Origin of the sequence: Bradyrhizobium diversitatis (assembly GCF_016031635.1) — a bacterium.
Taxonomy (GTDB): domain Bacteria; phylum Pseudomonadota; class Alphaproteobacteria; order Rhizobiales; family Xanthobacteraceae; genus Bradyrhizobium; species Bradyrhizobium diversitatis.
Map to the genome: position 1 here is coordinate 34,353 of NZ_JACEGD010000036.1, position 20,886 is coordinate 55,238.

Here is a 20,886-nt window from a genome sequence, read left to right on the forward strand (position 1 = left end):
CTTTGTGCCGGAGGGCAAGGCGTGGATGGCCGGGTCAAGCCCGGCCATGACGATGTGGAGACGTCAGCGCACCCACGCTAGCCTTCATCCTTCCACCCGATCCTCTCCTTCAGAAACCGAAAACCCAGCACCTCGAAGCCGGCGCGCTCCTTGTTGTCCTTGCCGTAGCCGTGGCCGCCGGCAGCCGGCTCGTAGAACCAGGCTTCAAAGCCCATCGCCTGGAGCTTGGCGGCCATCTTGCGGGCATGGCCGGGATGGACGCGGTCGTCGCGCCGCGTGGTCGCGATCAGGATCGGCGGATAGGCCTGCCCGGCCTTCACGTTGTGATAGGCGGAGTAGGTCTTCAGCCACTCCCATTCCTCGGGCTTGTCGGGGTCGCCATATTCCGCGATCCAGCTCGCGCCCGCGAGCAGCTTCGTGTAGCGGCGCATGTCGATCAGCGGGATGGTGCAGAACAGCGCGCCGAAGCGCTCGGGGTAGCGCACCAGCATGTTGGTGATGAGGATACCGCCGTTCGATCCGCCCTGCGCCGCGATGCGCTTCGGCTGCGTCACGCCGCGCCGCACGAGATCGGCGGCCACCGCGGCGAAATCGTCATGCGACAGCTTCTTGCCGGCCAGCCGTCCGGCATCGTGCCAGCGTGTGCCGAACTCGCCGCCGCCACGCAAATTCGCCTGCACCGTCGTGCCGCCGCGCTCCAGCCACAGCTTGCCGAGCGAGGCATTGTAGTACGGCTTCACGGCAAGTCCGAAGCCGCCATAGGCACTCATATAGACCGGCGCATCGCCGGTCTCCCCGGCGGGCCCGGTCTGCACATAGGGAATTCGCTCGCCGTCAACAGAGATCGCCTCGTGCTGGGTCACCACGAGACCGTCGGCGGTGAACGTCTTCGGCGCCTGCTTCAGCACGATCGGGCTTGCGATACTGCGCTCGATCAGCAGCAGCGACGGCGGCCTCAGCGGATCCTGCACATTGGCGAGCAGATCGCCGTTGCTTTCGGAGGCATGGCGATCGAGCGGCCAGACGTCGACGACGCCGATTCCCGGCAGGCCGCGAAGCGTCTCGCGGCTCCAGCTCGTGGCGGATGGCGTGCAGATCTCGAAGCGCGGCTTGAGCTCGTCGAGGATCGACATCACCAACTTGCCGGCGGCCCAGAACAACCCTTGCAGCGCGCGTCGCGGTGCGGGCTCGAACAGGACGACAAAATCGCGGCTGCCGGCCAGGAACGCCGAAAGCGAGATGCCGAGCACGGTGTCGGTGACATGGGTCCGACCAGCGACCGTCCAGTCCTTGCGCAGCTTCATCGCGAACCAGTCGCCATGCGCCTGCATCCAGATGCCGGTCGGCAGATCGAGCTTCGTCGTCGTGCCCGCCGCATCGCGCAGCCGGATCGCGTGATTGAAGAAGTCGATCTGGTCGACGATCCACACCCGCGGCGCCGCGCCGGTGTCGTCGGCGCTGCCATAGATCGTCATGTGATCGGCCGCGGTCTCGATGATCACCTGCGCCTGATCGACAGGCTGGCCTCGCCGCCACAGGCGAACCGTCCGCGCATATCCCGAGCTCGTCGCCATGCCCTCGCCGTGCGCGCTCGACAGCAGCAGCGTGTCGGCATCGAGCCAGTCGACGCTGCCCTTGGCCTCCGGCAGCGTGAAGCCGTCCGCCACGAAGCTCTTCGTGGCGAGGTCGAACTCGCGAAGCGTGACGGCGTCGCTGCCGCCGCGCGACAGGCTCAGGATCGCCCGCGAGCTTCCCGGCATCGTGGCGATCCCGCCGAGCAGCCAGTCCTCGCCTTCGCTCGCAGCGAGCCGGTCGATATCCAGCATGGTCTCCCATGCCGGATCGGCCTTGCGAAATTCCGCCAGCGTCGTGCGCCGCCACAGGCCGCGCGGGTTGCTGGCGTCCTTCCAGAGGTTGTGCAGATCGTTGCCGCGCCGGCTGACATAGGGAATGTTGTCCGGCCGGTCGTAGATTGCGGCAAGCAGATCGCGGTCGCGCGCGAAAGCCGCTCCGCCGAACGCGGCCAGCGTCAGGCTGTTCTGCCGCTCCACGAAATCCAGCGCCTGCGTGCCCTCGATCTCCTCCAGCCACAGCCAGGGATCGTCGTCGGGAGCGCTGATCGTGGGCCTGTCATCGACGGACATGAGCGAAACTCCAAAAACTCGCGGCGGATAGGATTTGATCGAGCGCAAGCCGTCAAGGGCGCGGTCCGTTATCATCCGTTCGATTGCGTCAGAGGCATGGCCTGCGCCCGTTTGCGCCGGTTGTCTGCCCTTCCGCGCCCCTCCATAGTGCCGGGAATCAACAAGGCCCCTTGAAAGCCTAAAAAGCCCCTTGGGGCGGAAGTGCCGATGCTGGACGTAACTGCTGTCGATGAGATCGCCGACGATGCCCGCGCGCGTGCCAATGTTATCCGCCTTGCCGCCGGGCAGGCGCTGACCGGCGCCAACTCGGCCGTCATCTTCGCCACCGGCGCGATCGTCGGCGCCACGCTCGCGCCCGACATGTCGTTCGCGACCGTGCCGATCTCTATGTATGTGGTGGGGCTCGCTGCGGGCACACTGCCGACCGGCGCGATCTCGCGCCGCTTCGGTCGCCGCGCGGCTTTCGTCATCGGCACGGGCCTCGGCACGCTCACCGGCCTGCTCGGCTCGGTCGCGATCCTGCACGGCTCGTTCGCACTGTTCTGTGTCGCGACCTTCCTGGGCGGCCTCTACGGCGCCGTGGCGCAGTCCTATCGCTTCGCAGCCGCCGATGGCGCCAGTGCGGCCTATCGGCCCAAGGCGGTGTCGTGGGTGATGGCGGGCGGCGTGTTCGCCGGCGTGCTCGGTCCGCAGCTCGTGCAATGGACCATGGACGTCTGGCAGCCCTATCTGTTTGCCTTCAGCTTCCTGGTGCAGGCCGCCGTCGCGCTGGTCGCGATGGGCATCGTCGCCGGCGTCGACATGCCCAAGCCCGCGCCGGCCGATCTGCACGGCGGCCGGCCGCTGCTCACCATCGTGACCCAGCCGCGCTTCATCGCGGCGGCGCTGTGCGGCGTCATCGCCTATCCCATGATGAACCTGGTGATGACCTCGGCGCCGCTCGCCATGAAGCTGTGCGGCCTCAGCGTGTCCGATTCCAATTTCGGCCTGCAATGGCACATCGTCGCGATGTACGGACCGAGCTTCTTCACGGGCACGCTGATCGCCCGCTTCGGTGCGCCCAGAATCGTGGCCGCCGGCCTGCTGCTGGAAGCCGGCGCCGCCGGTATCGGCCTCTCCGGCCTCACCGCGATGCATTTCTGGGCCACGCTGGTCGTGCTCGGCGTCGGCTGGAATTTCTCCTTCATCGGCGCCTCCGCGCTGGTGCTGGAGACGCACCGGCCGCAGGAGCGCAACAAGGTGCAGGCCTTCAACGATTTCCTGGTGTTCGGCATGATGGCGATCGGCTCGTTCTCCTCCGGCCAGCTGCTCGCCAATTACGGCTGGTCGGCGGTGAACCTGGTGGTGTTCCCGCCCGTCGTGCTGGGCCTTGCCGTGCTCTCGCTGGTCTCCTGGGCGCGCCGCCGCAGGGCGCGGCTGGATGCGGCCATGGGCGAGTTTCCGGATGCTGTCTGATGGCGGGAGGCTGTCAGCAGCGTTGATGCTTCGATCGCCGTCGAAGTGATTTTCCGGTGAGGGTTAGTTAGATGTCGTCATGGCCGGGTTTGTCCCTGGCCGGCGCGTGTTTCAGTTCTTGCCGTCATTCCGGGGCGATGCGCAGCATCGAACCCGGAATCTCGAGATTCCGGGTTCGTCCTTCGGGCGCCCCGGAATGACGGAAGAGGCGATAACGAGAAGAACGAGTGGACACATCAAGGCCCGCCACGATCGACGAATCCTCCCCCCGCTACGAAGGCTGGCGTATCGTTGCGGTCTGCTTCCTGCTCGCCACCTTCGGCTGGGGTCTCGGCTTCTACGGCCAGAGCGTCTATGTCGCCGAACTCCAGCGCGCGCGGGGCTGGCCAACGACGCTGATCTCCGCAGGGACGACGTTCTTCTATCTGTTCGGCGCGCTGCTGGTCGTCTTCGTCGGCGAAGCCGTGCGGACATACGGCCCGCGTATCTGCCTGATTGCCGGCACGCTGGCGATGGCGGCGGCCGCGGTCGCGATCGGCGCGGTGCGTGAGCCCTGGCAGCTCTATCTCGCGAACGCCGTGCTCGCGTTCGGCTGGGCCGGCACCAGTCTCGCCATGATCACCAACACGATCAGCCTGTGGTTCGACCACAAGCGCGGCATGGCGATCAGCCTGGCACTGAACGGCGCAAGCTTCGGCGGCATCGTCGGCGTGCCGCTGCTGGTGACGCTGATCGGGCAAGTCGGCTTTGCCGGCGCGATGTATGCCGCTGCCGGCGCCATGCTGGTGTTGCTGTTGCCGGTCATCCTGCTCCTCGTCGGCCGTCCGCCCGATCGCCATGGCTGGCACGCGGCGGCGAAGGCGAAGCCGCAATCATCGACGCAGATCCGCGCGTGGGCGCTGCGTGACGTCGGCTTCCTCACGGTGACAATCGCCTTTGCCCTGGTGCTGTTCGCCCAGGTCGGCTTCATCGTACACCTGATTTCGTTCCTCGACCCCGTAATCGGTCGCGAGCGCGCCGCCGTCGCCGTCGCCGTGCTGACGGCGATGGCCGTGGTCGGCCGCGTGCTGTTCTCGCTGGTGATCGACCGCCTCAACCAGCGCCTTGCCTCCGCGCTGTCGTTCCTCAGCCAGGCGGCTGCGCTTCTCGTCGTCATCAATCTGCACGATGACTATGTGCTGATCGCGGCCTGCGCGGTGTTCGGCTTCTCGGTCGGCAACCTGATCACGCTGCCGTCGCTGATCGTGCAGCAGGAGTTCGACAGCGCCGCGTTCGGCGTGCTGATCAGCTTGAATACCGCGATCAACCAGGTGACCTACGCGTTCGGCCCGGGCGTCGTCGGGGCCTTGCGCGATCTCTCCGGTGGCTACGCGCTGCCATTCTATCTCTGCATCGCGCTGGAGGTGATAGCCGCGGCGCTGATCATGGTGCGGGGGAGGCCACGGGCGAAGATGACATAGACGCGCGATGGCGCTTCAACATACTCCGTCATTGCGAGCGCAGCGAAGCAATCCAGACTGCCTCCGCGGAAAGATTCTGGATTGCTTCGCTGCGCTCGCAATGACGTGGGGAGAGCGCGGGGCTTAACCCTCCCGCTGCTTCAGCAACGCCTCCACATCCAGCCGCTTGGTGAACATCGCCAGCTTCCCGTCCGGCCCGACCGGCCATTGCTCCCTGGGCCTGTCCCAGTACAGTTCGACGCCGTTCTGGTCGGGATCGCGCAGATACAGCGCCTCGCTGACGCCGTGATCGCTGGCACCATCCAGCGCAATGCCGGCCGTGAGCACCCGATGCAGCGCATCGGCCAGCGCCGGCCGCGTCGGGTAGAGGATCGCGGTGTGAAACAGCCCGGTCGCATCAGGCGGCGGCGGCGAGCCGCCCTTGCTCTCCCAGGTGTTGAGCCCGATGTGGTGGTGATAGCCGCCGGCCGAGATGAAGGCCGCGCCCGAGCCCATGCGCTGCATCAGCTCGAAGCCGAGCACGCCGCAATAGAACCCGAGCGCGCGATCGAGATCGGCGACCTTGAGGTGGACGTGGCCGATCCTGGTGCCGGCAGCGACGGCGGGGCTTTGCGACATGGAAATGCTCCGTTGCTGAGCTCCACATAGGGCGGGGCTCGGGACAGCGCCATTGCTCATCTCGAAACCCATCGTTTCCGAATGGGAAACTGGAGCGCAATTGCTTTAGGTTGAATCGAGTCCACGGTCGGTTGTTCACCTCTCCCGCTCGCGGGAGAGGTCGGCGCGTCCGGGCGACGCGCAGCATCGTCCCGCGTGCCGGGAGAGGGCTTTCTCCTCTTGGGGATTGTCCCATCGCGGAAACACCCTCTCCCCAACCCTCTCCCGCAAGCGGGAGAGGGAGCGCACTTCCCTTGCCGCAATCAGGCCTGATCACATCACGCTCTAAGCCAGCTCCGACACCTCGCCCTCGGGCAGGCCGAACTCGAACGTGTTCAGCGTCATCGATACCAGCGTGTAATAGCCGCACAGCCCGATCACCTCGACGACGCCGCGCTCACCGAGCAGCTTCACCGCCTCGTCGTACAGCCCCTTCTCGACGCCGTGGCCCTCGTGCAGCGACTTCGCGACGTCGTAGATCATCTTCCCCTTGGGGTCGTCGAAGTCGGGCGTGCGGCGGTCGCGGATCGCGTCGATGATCTCGCCCTTCATGCCGCCCGCAAGTGCTAGGCGCTTGTGCGCGTACCATTCGTAATGCGCGGTCCAGTGCCGCGCTGTCACCAGGATCGCGATCTCCGAGAGCTTTGCCGGGAATATCGTGTCGAAGCGCATGACTTCGCCGAGCCGCGTCGCGTGACGCGCCATCTCCGGGCTGTTGAGCCAGGCCATCATCGGCGCCGGCGGCTTGCCGCGCTTGCCGGCAATCGATTCGTCATAGGTCTGCCGCTGGTTCTCGTTCATTTCGCCAGGCGAAAGAAGCTTCAGGCGCATTGTCGTTTCCTCTTTGTTTTCAAGCACCGTCGTGCCGCGACTATAGCCGACTGCGGCTCGCCGAAGTGGTTGAATTCCGCGGGGGCTTGGCCCAGAGTCGCGCCCAACAAGTCTTTTTGATTGATGGAAACGACCATGAGCGACACTGAGACCGCCGATCTCGAAACATTCCGCAACGAGACGCGCGCCTGGCTGGAAGCCAATTGCCCGCCGGAGATGCGCAAGCCCGCGACGTCGGATGCCGACGTGTTCTGGGGCGGACGCAACGCAAAATTCTCGTCCGAGCCGCAGCGCATCTGGTTCGAGCGGATGCGCGACAAGGGCTGGACCGTCCCTGATTGGCCGAAGGAATATGGCGGCGGCGGCCTGAGCGCGGCCGAGCACAAGGTGCTGCGCGCCGAGATGGCGCGGATCGGCGCGCGCCCGCCGCTGTCGAGCTTCGGCATCTGGATGCTCGGGCCGGCGCTCTTGAAGTACGGCAACGACGCCCAGAAGAAGGAGCACCTGCCGAAGATCGCGGCGGGCGAGATCCGCTGGTGCCAGGGCTATTCCGAGCCGAACGCCGGCTCCGATCTCGCTTCGCTCCAGACCCGCGCCGAGAGCGACGGCGACGACTTCATCATCAACGGCCAGAAGATCTGGACCTCCTACGCCAACTATGCCGACTGGATCTTCTGCCTGGTGCGCACCGATCCCGCTGCGAAGAAGCATGATGGCATCAGCTTCATCCTGTTCGACATGACCTCGAAGGGCGTCTCGACCAAGCCGATCCTTTTGATCTCCGGTTATTCGCCGTTCTGCGAGACCTTCTTCGACAATGTCCGCGTGCCGAGGTCGCATGTGGTCGGCACCGTCAACCGCGGCTGGGACGTCGCGAAATATCTGCTCCAGCACGAGCGCGCGATGATCTCAGGGATGGGCGAGCGCGGCGTCGGCCGGCCGCTCGGCCAGATCGCGGCGGACTCGGTCGGCACCGATGCGCTGGGGCGGCTCGACGATGCCATGCTGCGCGGCCAGATCGCGCGCTTCGACGTCGATGAAGCAGCGCTGGCTGCCTGCGCCGAACGCGCGGTCGATCTCGCCAAGGCCGGGCAGGCGCATCCGGCGTTCTCGTCGGCGATGAAGTACTACGGCACCGAGCTCAACAAGCGCCGCCACGAGATCCTGATGTCGGCCGGCGGCGTCGATGCGCTGGAATGGGAGAGCGAGCGCTCCAGGCAGGGCGCGCGCCCTCGCGCCTGGCTGCGCACCAAGGCCAACTCGATCGAGGGCGGCACGTCCGAGGTCATGCTCGGCATCGTCGCCAAGCGCATCCTGGATTTGCCGGGGGCGTGAACACGCTCTCACCACCCGTCATTCCGGGGCGCGCGTAGCGCGAGCTAAGATGCGCAATTGCGCATCTGAGAATCCATACTCCCGATCGTGGTTATGGATTCCGGGCCTGGCCCACCCAAGTCGGCTGTTGCCGACTTGGGCAATAAGGGAAGCCAAACTCGGGTAAACCCGAGTTTAGTGGGCCATCCCGGAATGACGACACAGATAGATTTTCGAATCGGAAACACACACATGGCCCTCGTCCTCACCGAAGAACAATCGATGCTCCGCGACAGCGCGCGCGGGCTGATCAGCGACAAGGCGCCGGTGTCGCACCTGCGTCACTTGCGCGACAGCAATGATCGCACCGGCTTCTCCAAGGAGCTCTGGCATTCCTTTGCCGAGATGGGTTTTGCCGGTCTACTCGTGCCGGAAGAGTTCGGCGGCAGTGGCCTCGGCCATGTCGAAGCTGGCGTCGTCATGGAGGAGATCGGCCGCACCCTGATGCCATCGCCCTTCCTCGCCACCAGCGTGGTCGCGGCCTCGGCGCTGAACCGCGGCGGCAATTCCGCGCAGAGATCGGAATATCTGCCGAAGATCGCAAGCGGGTCGCTGCTCGCAACGCTCGCAATCGACGAGGGCGCCAAGCACCGTCCGCTCCACACCGGCTTGCAGGCCGTGCGCGCCGGCAACGGGTTCAAGCTCAGCGGTGCCAAGGCGCTGGTGGTCGACGGTCACGTCGCCGATCTCCTGATCGTCGCCGCGCGCACGACGGGCGCCGCCGGCGAGCGTGAGGGGTTGACGCTGTTCCTGGTGAACCCTGCGGCGAAGGGCGTCGCGATCGAGCGCACCATCATGGTCGATGCGCACAATGCAGCGCGGATCGAATTCGCCAATGTCGAGGTCAATGCCGATAGCGTGCTCGGCGAGGTCGATCAGGCGGCCGGCCTGCTCGATGGCGTGCTCGATATCGGCCGCGGGGCGGTCGCCGCCGAAATGGTCGGCCTCAGCGAGGAGGTGTTTGGCCGCACCGTCGAGTACCTCAAGAGCCGCAAGCAGTTCGGCAAGCTGATCGGCGAATTCCAGGCCCTCCAGCACCGCGCCGCCGAGCTCTATGTCGACATCGAGATCACCCGCGCCGCAGTGATGAAGGCGCTGCAGGCCCTGGATGCCGACGTCGCCACGGCCGCACCCGCCGTCGCCGTGGCCAAGGCACGGGCCGGTACCACCGCCACGCGCGCGGTGCAGGAAGGCGTGCAGATGCATGGCGGCATGGGCATGACCGACCAGTTCGACATCGGCTTCTTCATGAAGCGCGCGCGGGTGTGCGAGGAATTGTTCGGCGATGCGAACTACCACACCGAGCAGCTGGCGAGGGCGCGGGGGTATTGATCCCGTAGCCCGGATGAGCGTAGCGACATCCGGGAATGTCGCGGGCACCGGCCCCGCATATCGCTTCGCTCATGCGGGCTACGGCAGTAATGCAAGCCGTCATGGCCGGGCTTGTCCCGGCCATCCACGGTCTTGCGGTGCCCAAAAACGTGGATGCCCGGGACGAGCCCGGACATGACGATTGAGAGCGAAGCGTGAGCCTTGGCTCAAGCTCGCAATGACGGACGTTAGACCGCCCTACCGCATCGGCGGTGCGTACTGCACGCCGCCCGCGTTCCACAGCTGGTTCATGCCGCGGGGGATCTTCAGCTTGGACTTCTCGCCGATGTTTCGGTCATACATCTCGCCGTAATTGCCGACGTGGCGGATGATGCGCGCCGCCCAGTCCTTGGTGAGGCCGAGCTGCTCGCCGTAACGGCCTTCGGTGCCGACGAGGCGCATCACTTCCGGCTTCTTCGACTTCAGGGCCTCGTCGATGTTCTCCGAGGTGACGCCGAGCTCCTCGGCGTTGATCATGGCGTACAGCGTCCACTTCACGATCATCATCCAGTCGTCGTCGCGCTGACGCACGACGGGGGCGAGCGGCTCCTTGGAGATCATGTCCGGCAGGATCATGTGGTCGCCGGGTTTCGTGAGGTTCAGCCGCAGCGCATAGAGCTGGGAGACGTCAGCCGAGAGCGTGTCGCACCTGCCGGTGTCGTAGGCTTTCACGACATCGTTGAGGTTATCGAACTTCACCTCTTCATACTTCATGTTGTTGATGCGGAAGTAATCGGCGACGTTGAGTGTCGTCGTGGTTCCGCTCTGCACGCAGACCTTGCTGCCGGTCAGGTCCAACGAAGTCTCCTTGTTGCGCGTGCGCGGCACCATGAAGCCGACGCCGTCGTAATAGGCCACCGCCGGAAAATACAGGTCGTAGTCGAGCTCGCGCGCCATGCTCCAGGTCGTGTTGCGCGAGAGGATGTCCACCTTGCGGCTCTGCAGCTCCTTGAAACGCTCATTGGCGTCGAGCGGAACGAATTTCGCCTTGCCCGGATCGTCGAAGATCGCGGCGGCGACCGCGCGACAGAAATCGACGTCGAAGCCGGTCCAGTTGCCCTTGTCGTCGGGGATCGAGAAGCCCGGCAGGCCCTTGTTGACGCCGCACAGCACTTCGCCCCGGCGAACGGTGCGCTTCAAGGTGCGGGTGTCGTAGAATTCATAGATGATGGCCAGGACGGCGACCAGCACGGCGACGGCAAGCCCGATCAGCAGGCCGCCACGAAAAGTGCGCATCATGTTGTTCTCTCGAAAAACCGGGAAAAGGAATCAGGCGAGGACGGAGAGCATGATCCAGATCCGGAGGGCCGCGTGAGCGCGAAGCGCGAAGCGGCCGTCCGAAAAGATCATGCTCGAACCATAAGCTCTAAAGCTCGGGCTTCTGCCGGATGACCACCTTGGTGCCAACAGGAACGCGATCATAGAGATCGGCAACGTCATTGTTGACGAGGCGGAAGCAGCCGGAAGACACCTTGGTGCCGATCGTGTCGGGGCGGTTGGTGCCGTGGATGCGGTAGACGGTGGTGCCGAGATACATGGCACGGGCCCCCAACGGATTGCCGGGGCCGCCGGCCATGAAGCGCGGCAGATAGGGCTGGCGCTGGATCATCTCCGGCGGCGGCGTCCAGTCCGGCCATTCCTTCTTGTTGGTGATGGTCACCAGCCCCTGCCACTGGAAACCGTCGCGGCCGACGCCGATGCCATAGCGGATCGCGCGCCCGCCAGGCTGCACCAGATAGAGGTGCCGTTCTGCAGTCGAGACGATGATCGTTCCGGGCGGCTCGGTGGTGCGGAAGTAGACCACCTGCTTCTGCCATTCCGGATCGAGCTGGTAGCCGTCATCGGCGATCAGGCCCGGCTCGTCCCCGCGGTCCGGCTGCTGGGCGAAGGCCTGCGGCGCGGACAGGATCAGTCCCATCGCAGCCACAAACATCCCGGTCAGGCGACGAAAATCCGTCATGTAAAGCTCTCCCCGCTGCCACAGCGCAAATCAATCATGAACCATCAAACCTGAGGGGCAAGTTCATGGCAAGTTGATGGCGCGCCGCCCTGGTATGTCACGAGAATACTTTGGCTTTTTGACGGGCCGGAGCAATGCCACGAACAGGGGATGGCGCGAAAAGCAGTGATTGTCGCGGCGGTGGTAGTCGGCTCCCTCCCCCGCTTGCGGGGGAGGGTTGGGGAGAGGGTTTCTCAACAACGGGACGCTCCCCCAGAGGATAGAACCCTCACCCGCGCCTTCGGCGCGACCTCTCCCGCAAGCGGGAGAGGCTCAGACCGAGTTCGCCGAAACGTCAAGCTTCGACAAGTGGCACTGAATGCCAGCTAAATCTTGTTGCTCTCCGCCGCAATTCCGAGGCGCCGAACGATCTCGACCGCCACGGCGCGCGCCTCGGCACGCGACCCGATGCGGGGGCTGCGAAATCGCCGCCTCGAGTGCAACCGGATCACGACGATGCAGTGCTCGTCCTCGGACCGGCCGCGGCGCTCGACGGAGATCGTCTTCACGTCGCGTCCCTCGATATGGTCGGCGCGCAGGCTGCCATCGCCCCATAGGCGCTCGATGCGAATGTCGGCCGGCCGGATGATCCAGAAGGCACCGGTGACCAGGTTGGCGTATCTGTAGACGACGAACGCCGCGATCGCGCCGACGGGCAACAGCGCGATGTCGATCGGGCCCGGCGGCAGGCCGCGCCAGAGCTTGTAGGCATAGGGAACGGCGCTCACAACGACCGCGATCAGTGCCACGATGTAGATGTCCCGCGCCGGAAACGGCTCGATCGGTTCGCCGAGATGCATCTCGCGATTGCTGGCATCGAGCGGATTGCGAGGTGCCTCGACATTGGGAACGCCGAATTGCGTGGCGATCCGGGTCACGGTGTCATGCACATGCGTGACGTCCGAGATCGGCGGGGACGTCAGGCGTTCCCCCGAGGCCAGCGTGAAGGCCAGCTGGAAACGCGCTTTCACCCTCTTGCTGCCGGGAACCTGCAATTCCCTGATGTCGTCCTTGGGCACGACCCGCGTGCGGAGCTTTCCGAACGGACGCTGCTGCCCGATCAGAATCTCGCTCGGTGTGATGATCCACACCACCGCCGGCGCGATCATGATGCCGACGACGAAGCCCGCCCCCACGAGCAGCGCGACCACAGAGATCACGATTTCCAGGATGTCGCGCGTGAACAGGCCCGGCGTGAAGCACAGCGCAACCGCGGCCGCAAAGCCGGACATCACCAGCCGCTGCGCGATCGAGGCGCCTTCACGAAGGCGAATGTCGCTATGGCTGGTCGTGTCGTCCATTGCGGCGGCTGATTGCATCGCTCGCGAAACTCCACGCACGGGTCCGTGGAGTCAAGCAACAAGGGCGACAACTGAAACCCGCCCCGCGACGGCCGCGCGGCGTCAGCTGTCGACGTTCAGCAGCCTCGCCACCGTGCGCTCGATCTGGTCATAGCTGCCTTCGCCGGCGTGCTGGAACACGATCTTGCCGCTCCGGTCGATGATGTACTGCGCCGGCCAATATTGGTTGCGATAGGCGTTCCAGGTCTTGGAATCATTGTCCTGCGCCACCGGATAGGTGATGCCGTGGCGTTTCAGCGCGGCCTGCACGTTCGCGGCCGACCGCTCGAACGGGAATTCCGGCGTGTGTACGCCGACCACGACGAGGCCCTTGTCCTTGTACTTGGCATAGAGGCCGGTGACATGCGGCAGCGTGTTGACGCAGTTGACGCAGCCATAGGTCCAGAAGTCGACCAGCACGACCTTGCCGCGGAGGTCGGCGATGCTGAGCGGTTTCGAGTTGAACCAGTTGTTGATGCCGGTGAAGTCGGGCGCAGTCTGTTGGCTTGCGGCGGCGACGCGGACGGGGCTTGCGCGGGAAACCTCGTCGCAGACGCCGGGGATGACGGCGCCGGTGACGGTGAAGGCGATCAGTGCGGCGGAAACAGCGAGCAGTTTGAGAGTCATGGAAGCGTCCTCCGGGTGAAATCTTCGACGGTCAGAGGCCGATCTGGCCGGTGGGATAGAAGCGGGTGAGCCACGCCACGATCAGCGTGTCGTACTGGAAATAAGCCGCGACCGCGAAGCCGATCACGACGACGCCAAAGCTCTGTTGCAGCCGCGGCGAGATGCGCGCGAGGCTGCGCACGCGCGTGGTCGCGGCCTGTCCGCCATAGGCGATCGCCAGCATCGGGATCGCCGCGCCGATGGCGTAGGCGACCAGCAGCGTGCCGGCCCAGGCAACATCCTTCGAGGTCGCGACCAGCGTCAGGATCGAGCCGAGCACCGGGCCGGCGCAGGGCGTCCAGACCAGGCCCAGCGTGGTGCCGAGCACGAGGCCACCGAGCGCGCCCTCGCGCTGCGCGCCGTTCGAACTGCCGAGATCGAGCCAGCCATTGAGCCGTGCCGACAGCCACTCGAACGGCGCCGGCCACAGCATCAGCAGGCCGAATCCGAGCAGCAGGATCGATGCGGCTTCGCGCAGCACGTTCGGGTCGAAATCGAACAGCTGCGTGATCGCACCGAGCAGCAGCGCGACTGCGGAGAACGAGATGACGAAGCCAAGCGCGATCATCGCCGGCCGCAGATGCCCGACGCGCCCGATCGAGGCGCCGAGCAGGATCGGCAGCATCGGCAGCGTGCATGGCGCGGCAACGGTAAGGAGGCCGGCAAGGACGGCGAAGAGGAGGTCGAGCATTGGCCCTCGTGGATGGGGTCACGAGGGCAGTTCGCGTCCGGAGCGTCGCACGTTACGCGACGTCACGCGGTCGTGACGGCGCGGTCGGTGGGGAGGTCGTCATGGCCCTCACAAGGCCGCTTCACCCCAAATACAAAACGACCCGGACGGGGGCATCGTCCGGGTCGCTGGAGGTCCTTGGGAGGTTTAACGAAAACCGTATGGGGACTTTATAGGAGTGAAGTTTTTCCGCCTGATGTTGCGCTTTGTTTCAATTGTTTCGTCGGCGGTAACACTTCCGTGTCCGGGGGCGGGGCCTGCGATGCGGTCCTACCCCGTTGAATTGATTGGAGTTAGGCGGCGAAACGATCGACGCCGGCACATTTAAGCAAATCGGCCAGTTGCTTGCGGGCATAGAACATCCGCGTCTTCACCGTGCTCTGGGGGATGCCGATGATCTGCCCGACCTCCTCCACCGATTTCTCGTGATAGTAGACGAGGTTGATGATCTCCCGATGCGCAGGCGACAGCTTCTGCACGCAGGCGCGCAGGATGGCGCTGGTGTCGCTGCGGTCGAGCGAAGTCTCCGGCGTGTCGGCACCATCGGCAATCTGGCGCACATCTTCCTGGTCGATGTCCTCGAAGCGGCGCTGGCGCATCGCGGTCAGCGCCTTGAAGCGGGCGATCGAGAGCAGCCAGGTCGAAACCTGCGAGCGGCCCTGGAATTGGCCGGCGGTCCGCCACACATCCAGGAACACCTGGCTGACCAGGTCTTCCGCCGTGGTGGCATCGCGCACGATGCGCAGGATGAAGCGGTACACCCGCACATTGTGTCGGCAATAGAGAATATGCATGGCCGTCCGGTTGCCGTCGGCAATGCTCTCGAGGAGCATGTCGTCCGAGGTCGCCTGAGCGGCGATGATGCTCTGGCTGGCTTGGGCGTTGATGGCGATGACGTTCGGCATTGACTTGGCTCCCCGTAGCGCCGCGACCGAGCGGCGTTTCCTTAGGCCGAAGTGTTAATGAGCCAACGTTTCGGGATGTCTGCACGAAAAGGCGAAAATGGTTTCGTGCGCCGCCAAATTGTTTCGTCGCAGTGGCCGCGACGAAACATTCGGGGCAAAAAGGCGTGGAATTTCAATGTACGGAAAATACGGGGGCGGGGATTTGGGGCTGAGCGGAGGCGCCGGGAACGTATTTCTGGCTGTTGCGTTCGGTGTCGTCCGCCCGCGCCGTGATTCCGGGGTCGCCCTGCGGGTGCCCCGGAATGACGTCCCTACGCCTTCTCGCCGGCCGGCGAAAACAGATAGCCGCCGCCGCGAATGGTGCGAATCACGGCGGGCTTGGCCGGGTCGGGCTCGATCTTGCGGCGGATGCGCATGATGCGGAGATCGACCGCGCGGTCGAAGGCCTCGGCGTCGCGCGCATTGGCCAATTCCAGCAGGCGCTCGCGCGACAGCACGCGTTTCGGATTGGCCGCGAACACCTTGAGGAGCCCGAACTCGGAGGCCGTCAGCGGATGCTCGTTGCCCTCGTCGTCGCGCAACGCCTGCGCCTCGAGATCGAGCCATTTGGTGCCGAAGCGCACCAGCTGCTCCTTGTCCGATTTCGCCGCCGCCTCGGGCACTGCTGCCCTGGCCGGCACGCTCCGCCGCAGCACCGAGCGGATGCGCGCCATCAGCTCGCGCAGCTCGCAGGGCTTGGCCACGTAATCGTCGGCGCCGAGCTCGAGTCCGACGACGCGATCGATCGGGCTCGCGGTCGCCGTGAGCATGATCACCGGCACGTTGATGCGGCTCTTGAGGTCGCGAATGATCGAGAGCCCGTCTTCCTCGGGCATGTTGAGATCGAGCACGACGAGGTCGGGCATGCTGCCCTGGATCGCGGCGCGCAGGCTCTTGCCGCCGTCGCACAGCGTCACGGTGAAGCCGTGCATCTTGAGGTAATCGCCGACCATCTCCCGGGCCGGGGCCTCGTCGTCGACGATCATGATGTGCTGGCTTTGGGTCATGGGCTCTCCATCACGGCGTTTCAGTCGCGGGGAGGGTGATGGTGAAGGTCGATCCCTTGCCGGGGCCCTCGCTGTCGGCGGTTACCTCGCCGCCATGCATGTCGATGATACGCTTGACGATGGAGAGCCCAAGCCCCGTCGAGCTCTCGCCGGCAGTCGGCTTTGCCGACAGCCGCTGGAACCGGCCGAACAGGCGGCCGAGATCCTCCGGCGACAGGCCGGCGCCCTCGTCGCTGACGCGGACGATGGTGTCGCTGCCCTCATGGCTGACGGCCACGTCGATCTTGCCGCCGATCGGAGAGTATTTGATTGCGTTGCTGATGAGATTGTCGATCGCCTCGCGGATGCGGTCGGTGTCGCACATGGTGACGATGTTGGGGGGCGCGGTGACGCTGATCGCCTGCTGCTTGTTGACCGCGAGCGGCTGGTTGGCGTCGGCAACCTCCTTGGCCAGCGCGGCGACGTCGACCGGCTCGCGGCGGATGGTGATGTCGAAGGCATCGGCCATCGCATCCGAGATCAGATGGTCGACCATCGTGGTCAGGCGCTTGGTGGCGTCGCGAATGTGGTCGACCTGGGCGGCCACGCCGCTTTCCGAGGCGCCGGTCGAGATCAGCTCCTTCAGCATCTCGGTGCGGCCGAGAATGACCCCGAGCGGATTCTTCAGGTCGTGCGCGACGGTGCCCAGAATCTCGTTCTTGAAGCCGTTGGCGCGCTGCAGCCGCAGCCATTGCGCCGAGAGCCGGCGGTTGGCCTGCATCAGCGCGCGGGTGCGCTGGGCGACGCGGTCCTCGAGCTGGGTGTTGGCGTCCTGCAGCTGCTGGTAGAGGATCACGTTGTCGAAGGCGATCGAGAGCCGGCTGGAGAAGATCTCGACCAGCGACCGGTCGGTCTCCGACAGCTCGCGCTCGGCCTGGAGCAGCACCACGACCTCGCGGCCGCTTCCGGTGCGCAGATAGATCACGCTGCGGTGGTCGGCGAATTCGTTCTTGCGGCGCTGGAACGCGGCCTCGACCATCTCGCGCAGGTCGGGATCGAGTGCCTTCGACGTGGTGGTGCCGATGAAGCGGCTGTAGCAGCCGCTGCCGGCGAGCACCGAGAGCTCGGGGTCGACGCCGCCATTGTCGCGCAGGACCAGGATGCCGGCGCAATCGACGTTGAGCAGCGAGGCGAGCTGGGTCAGCACGCCCTCGGCGAGCCGCTGCATCGACTTGAAGTCGTACAGCGTCGAGGCGGCATCGATGATGATCTCCAGCCCGCGCCGCGTCTGCACCATGCGCTCGAGCTGCTGATAGGAGCGCAGCGCCGCGGTCAGGGAGGTGAACAGCTTGTCGGCGGTGAGCTCGGTCTTGGCCTTGTAGTCGTTGATGTCGTACTGCACGATCACGCGCCGCTCCGGCGCCTGGCCGGGCTGGCCGGTGCGCAGGATGATGCGCACGGTCTCGTTCCTGATCTCGTTGCGGATGAACTCGACCAGTTCGAGGCCGGCGACGTCGGTCTCCATGATGACGTCGAGCAGCACGGCGGCGATGTCGCCGTGCTCGGCCATCAGCTTGCGGCCTTCCGCTGCGGAATGGGCCGAGAGGATCTCCAGGCTCTGGCCGTTGAGGCTGTAGTCCGACAGCGCGAAACGGGTGCCGTCATGCACGGCCGGATCGTCGTCGATGACGGCGATCTTCCACTTCCGGGCGTTACTATCCTCCGACGCGGTACCGGTATCGTCGATCAGGTGGAGGACATCGTCCTGTTCGGCCATTGCGAAGATCCGTCACTTTCTGTGCTTTGCGTGCCGCCCTTGGCGACCCGGGGCATGATAATGCGAAAAGTAGTGCCTTGTCCCAGCTTGGATTCCAGCACCATGCGGCCGCCGAGCTGCTGGGTGACGAGGTTATAGACGATATGGAGGCCAAGTCCCGTGCCGCCTTCATTGCGCCGGGTGGTAAAGAAAGGGTCAAAGGCTTGGCGCTGCACGTCGGGGGTCATGCCAGCCCCGTCGTCGGCGAAGCTGATCTCGATGTCGTCGGTCCCGCGCGGCCGCGCCGAGATCGCGATCGTGCCGGCGCGCCCGTCGGCGAAGGCGTGGTTGGCGGCGTTGAGGAACAGGTTGGTCAGGATCTGGCCGTAGGAGCCGGGATAGCCGTCGAGCAGCAGCCCTTCGGGCACGTCGACCTGAAGCGTGATCGGCGACCGCTTCAGCACCGGGCGCAGGCTGGCGATGATCTGCTCGGTGGCTTCGCTGAGCGAGAATTGCCGCCGCTCGATATGCGAGCGATCCACCGCAACCTGCTTGAAAGACTGGATCAGCTCGCCGGCGCGCTGGAGGTTGGCGACCAGCTGCTGCGAGGCGTCGCGTGAGGACTGCACGAATTCCTCCAGCTGCGACCGGCGCAGGCCGCCCTCGCCCCTGAGCTGGGCCTCGAAGATCTCGGTGCGCCGGGCCAGGCTGGAGGCCACCGTGAGGCTGATGCCGATCGGATTGTTGACCTCGTGCGCGACGCCGGCAACCAGGCCGCCGAGCGCCGCCAGCCGTTCGGCATCGATCAAATTCTGCTGCGCGGCATTGAGCTCGAGCAGCGCGCTCTCGGCTTTCTCCTTGGACGCGCGCAGCTCGTCCTCGGTCTCGCGCTTGGCGATCGCGTTCTCGCGGAACACCTCCACCGCGCGCGCCATGGCGCCGACCTCGTCGCGCGCCTTGGTGCCCTGCACCTCGCGATCGAGGTCGCCGAGCGTGATCGCACGCATCGCGGTCATGATCTGTTGCAGCGGCAGGCGGATCGACAGTGCGATCAAGACGCCGGCGGTGAGGATGATGCCGAGGAAGATGACCGCGATCGACAGCACCCGCCGGGAAATATCTCCCAGCGTGCGGTCGAAGGTCTCCTGCGCCTTCTGCTCGCGTTGGCGCATCTTGCTCGAGAGGTCGTCGATGGCGCCGATCGCCTCGGCCTGGCTGGCGTCGATGGTGTTGCGGAGCAGCTCGGTGCGGCTCGCAAGCTGCTCGGAGAGCTTGGCAAAGCCCTCCCGCAGCGCCATGGTGCGGGCCGCAAGCCGCCGCAGGGCCATCTTCTGGAGGTCGTTGTCGGCGAGATCGATCATGACCGGGATGGTCTTCTCGATCGTCTCGGTATTGCGGCGGGCATCGTCGGCGGCGCCCGATGACTGCGACAGGTAGTAGGAATTGGCCGCCACCAGCATCGCGGTGAAGGCCTCGCGGGACTTGCCGAGCGAGGGCCAGATCAGCGCGTCGCGATGGCCGGTGGCGCCCTCGATGATGGAATAGAGGCCGGCCATGTCCCTGGCCGGGCCCTGCACCTGCTCCTCATAGGTCTTGGCGATCGTCGCCTGCACGCTGCGCAGCTCGCCGAAGCCGTTGAGGAAGCGATCGGTGGTGCGCTCCAGCTCCTCGACCGAGCCCGACAGCATCGGGTCCTTGGCGGCGCGGTTGGTCAGCGTGCCCAGCACCGCCTCGCGCAGCAGGAGGATCTCGGCGAACAGGTCCGGGCTCGGCTGGTTGATGTAGCGGTGGATCAGGTTCTGGAGGCGTCCGGTCTCGCTTTCGAGCAGCGCCAGGATCCGGTCGGACTCGCGCACCTGGCGCACGTCGTGCCAGGCCGAGCCCAGCACCTGCGCGCCGTTCCAGATCATCGCCACCAGCACCACGACCACGGCGGAGTTCAGCGCGGCGATCGACAGGATGCGCCAGCGGATCGGCACCGCCCGCAGCACGCCGACGAGCCGCGCGCGCAGCTGCCCGATCGGGCCGGGCGGCCTGTCCGCGTGTTCGTGATGTCCAAGTGCAGCCAAAAGGCCTCACTCCACCTTGCGAATGCGTTCGATCAGCGCGGCCGCCGCAGGATCGCGTCCGGCCTTGGCGTAGATTGCGGCCATCGCCTCCTCGAACGGCTTGCGGTCGATGTCCTTGACGATGGTCACGCCCGCGTCCTGCGCCTTGCGCTGCGACTGCTCCTCGAGGTCGCGCCACTTCTCGCGCATGAAGCGGCTCGAGCGCTGCGCGGCCTCCCTGAAGATGATCCGGTCGTCCGGCGACAGGCTCTGCCAGGCCTTCAGCGAGATCACCAGCACCTCCGGGCTCATCGTGTGCTCGGTGAGCGTGTAGTGGCCGGCATGCTTGTAATGGTCCGTCGTCACGAAGGATGGCCAGTTGTTCTCGGCGCCGTCGATCAGGTGGTTGGCAAGCCCGGTGAGCACCTGCCCGTAGGGCAGCTCGACCGGTTCGGCGCCGAGCGCGCGCATCATCTGGCTCATCAACTCCGACTGCTGCACCCGGATCCGCAATCCCCGGAGATCTGCGACGCTTCGGACCGGGCGGACGCCATTGTAGATCGACCGCGCGCCCGAATCGTAGAAGCAGAGTCCCACGAATCCGTAGGGCTCGAAACTGTTCAAGATCTCGCTGCCGATCGGCCCGTCCAGCACGTTCTGCATGTGCTCGATGGACCGGAACAGGAACGGCATCGCGAGCACGTTCATCGCCGGGACGAAATTGCCGATCAGCGCCACGTTGGTCCGGTTGAGGTCGATCGCGCCGGCCCGGGTTTGCTCGATGGTCTCCTTTTCCTCGCCGAGCTGACGGGAGTGGAACACCTTGATCTCGTGCCGGCCGCCGCTGCGCTCGGCGATCAAGGCGCCCATGTAGCGCAGCGCCTGGACGGTCGGGTAGTTCTCGGCCTGGGTGTCGGCGGCGCGAAATTCGCGCGCAACGGCGCCCGTCGTCCAGACGGTAAGCAGAAGCGCGACGAAGATCACCCCGGTCCGCGAAGATTCGGCACGGTTCAGCACTGGCACACTCGACCCCTCAGTGGTGGAGTCTATGGTAGAAGGAAAAGGTTCAATGCAATCTAACAGATGGTCATGGGAAGGCCATCCCGCCGGTTCCGCAGGGCAGAA

The 20,886-nt window shown here is 65.5% G+C and carries 17 protein-coding genes; 4 read left to right on the forward strand and 13 right to left on the reverse strand.

Annotated elements, in window-relative coordinates; genetic code table 11:
* Positions 1 to 77 precede the first annotated feature (77 nt).
* Positions 78 to 2,144 (reverse strand): prolyl oligopeptidase family serine peptidase, encoded by a 2,067-nt coding sequence (locus H1B27_RS31225; protein ID WP_197968685.1) that lies wholly within the window; start codon positions 2,142 to 2,144, stop codon positions 78 to 80.
* A gap of 207 nt (positions 2,145 to 2,351) precedes the next feature.
* Between H1B27_RS31225 and H1B27_RS31230 the strand changes: the two genes are divergently transcribed.
* Both H1B27_RS31230 and H1B27_RS31235 read left to right on the forward strand, forming a co-directional pair.
* Positions 2,352 to 3,599 (forward strand): MFS transporter, encoded by a 1,248-nt coding sequence (locus H1B27_RS31230; protein WP_197968686.1) that lies wholly within the window; start codon positions 2,352 to 2,354, stop codon positions 3,597 to 3,599.
* A 227-nt stretch (positions 3,600 to 3,826) separates the two neighbouring features.
* Entirely contained in the window at positions 3,827 to 5,059 is a 1,233-nt protein-coding gene (locus H1B27_RS31235; protein ID WP_197968687.1) for an MFS transporter, read from the forward strand.
* 123 nt (positions 5,060 to 5,182) lie between these two features.
* On the opposite strand, the gene H1B27_RS31240 is transcribed toward H1B27_RS31235, so the two are convergent.
* Together H1B27_RS31240 and H1B27_RS31245 are read right to left on the reverse strand one after the other, a co-directional pair.
* Complete coding sequence (locus H1B27_RS31240; RefSeq protein WP_197968688.1) at positions 5,183 to 5,677, reverse strand: VOC family protein; 495 nt, start codon at positions 5,675 to 5,677, stop codon at positions 5,183 to 5,185.
* Between the two features lie 324 nt (positions 5,678 to 6,001).
* Positions 6,002 to 6,547, reverse strand: coding sequence for a carboxymuconolactone decarboxylase family protein (locus H1B27_RS31245; RefSeq protein WP_061879747.1), 546 nt, complete (start codon positions 6,545 to 6,547; stop codon positions 6,002 to 6,004).
* Positions 6,548 to 6,682: 135 nt separating this feature from the next.
* Between H1B27_RS31245 and H1B27_RS31250 the strand changes: the two genes are divergently transcribed.
* Both H1B27_RS31250 and H1B27_RS31255 read left to right on the forward strand, forming a co-directional pair.
* The gene (locus H1B27_RS31250) at positions 6,683 to 7,882 is read left to right on the forward strand and encodes an acyl-CoA dehydrogenase family protein (protein WP_197968689.1); all 1,200 of its coding nucleotides are present in this window, start codon (positions 6,683 to 6,685) and stop codon (positions 7,880 to 7,882) included.
* 231 nt (positions 7,883 to 8,113) lie between these two features.
* A complete protein-coding gene (locus tag H1B27_RS31255; protein WP_197968690.1) occupies positions 8,114 to 9,253 on the forward strand; it encodes an acyl-CoA dehydrogenase family protein in 1,140 nt (379 codons plus the stop codon).
* 237 nt (positions 9,254 to 9,490) lie between these two features.
* Here the strand turns inward: H1B27_RS31255 and H1B27_RS31260 are convergent, their stop codons facing one another.
* The 10 genes from H1B27_RS31260 to H1B27_RS31305 all read right to left on the reverse strand — a co-directional run bounded on the left by H1B27_RS31260 (position 9,491) and on the right by H1B27_RS31305 (position 20,784).
* Positions 9,491 to 10,528, reverse strand: a complete 1,038-nt coding sequence (locus tag H1B27_RS31260; protein WP_061880242.1) for an amino acid ABC transporter substrate-binding protein — start codon at positions 10,526 to 10,528, stop codon at positions 9,491 to 9,493.
* A gap of 130 nt (positions 10,529 to 10,658) precedes the next feature.
* The gene (locus tag H1B27_RS31265) at positions 10,659 to 11,252 is read right to left on the reverse strand and encodes a L,D-transpeptidase (RefSeq protein WP_131874707.1); all 594 of its coding nucleotides are present in this window, start codon (positions 11,250 to 11,252) and stop codon (positions 10,659 to 10,661) included.
* Between the two features lie 365 nt (positions 11,253 to 11,617).
* Entirely contained in the window at positions 11,618 to 12,592 is a 975-nt protein-coding gene (locus H1B27_RS31270; protein ID WP_197968698.1) for a hypothetical protein, read from the reverse strand.
* Positions 12,593 to 12,694: 102 nt separating this feature from the next.
* Entirely contained in the window at positions 12,695 to 13,258 is a 564-nt protein-coding gene (locus tag H1B27_RS31275) for a thioredoxin family protein (RefSeq protein WP_061879742.1), read from the reverse strand.
* 31 nt (positions 13,259 to 13,289) lie between these two features.
* Positions 13,290 to 13,988 carry a cytochrome c biogenesis CcdA family protein gene (locus H1B27_RS31280; RefSeq protein WP_197968691.1) on the reverse strand — a complete coding sequence of 233 codons (699 nt, stop codon included), beginning with the start codon at positions 13,986 to 13,988 and terminating at the stop codon, positions 13,290 to 13,292.
* Positions 13,989 to 14,320: 332 nt separating this feature from the next.
* On the reverse strand, positions 14,321 to 14,932 hold the full coding sequence (locus H1B27_RS31285; protein WP_197968692.1) for a sigma-70 family RNA polymerase sigma factor: 612 nt from the start codon (positions 14,930 to 14,932) through the stop codon (positions 14,321 to 14,323).
* A gap of 311 nt (positions 14,933 to 15,243) precedes the next feature.
* Complete coding sequence (locus tag H1B27_RS31290; protein WP_061879740.1) at positions 15,244 to 15,978, reverse strand: response regulator; 735 nt, start codon at positions 15,976 to 15,978, stop codon at positions 15,244 to 15,246.
* Between the two features lie 10 nt (positions 15,979 to 15,988).
* Complete coding sequence (locus H1B27_RS31295) at positions 15,989 to 17,734, reverse strand: ATP-binding response regulator (RefSeq protein ID WP_197968693.1); 1,746 nt, start codon at positions 17,732 to 17,734, stop codon at positions 15,989 to 15,991.
* Positions 17,704 to 19,782, reverse strand: a complete 2,079-nt coding sequence (locus H1B27_RS31300; protein WP_210343556.1) for a sensor histidine kinase — start codon at positions 19,780 to 19,782, stop codon at positions 17,704 to 17,706. The genes H1B27_RS31295 and H1B27_RS31300 overlap by 31 nt, the downstream gene beginning before the upstream one ends.
* A 6-nt stretch (positions 19,783 to 19,788) precedes the next feature.
* Positions 19,789 to 20,784 carry a TRAP transporter substrate-binding protein gene (locus H1B27_RS31305; RefSeq protein ID WP_197968694.1) on the reverse strand — a complete coding sequence of 332 codons (996 nt, stop codon included), beginning with the start codon at positions 20,782 to 20,784 and terminating at the stop codon, positions 19,789 to 19,791.
* Positions 20,785 to 20,886 lie beyond the last annotated feature (102 nt).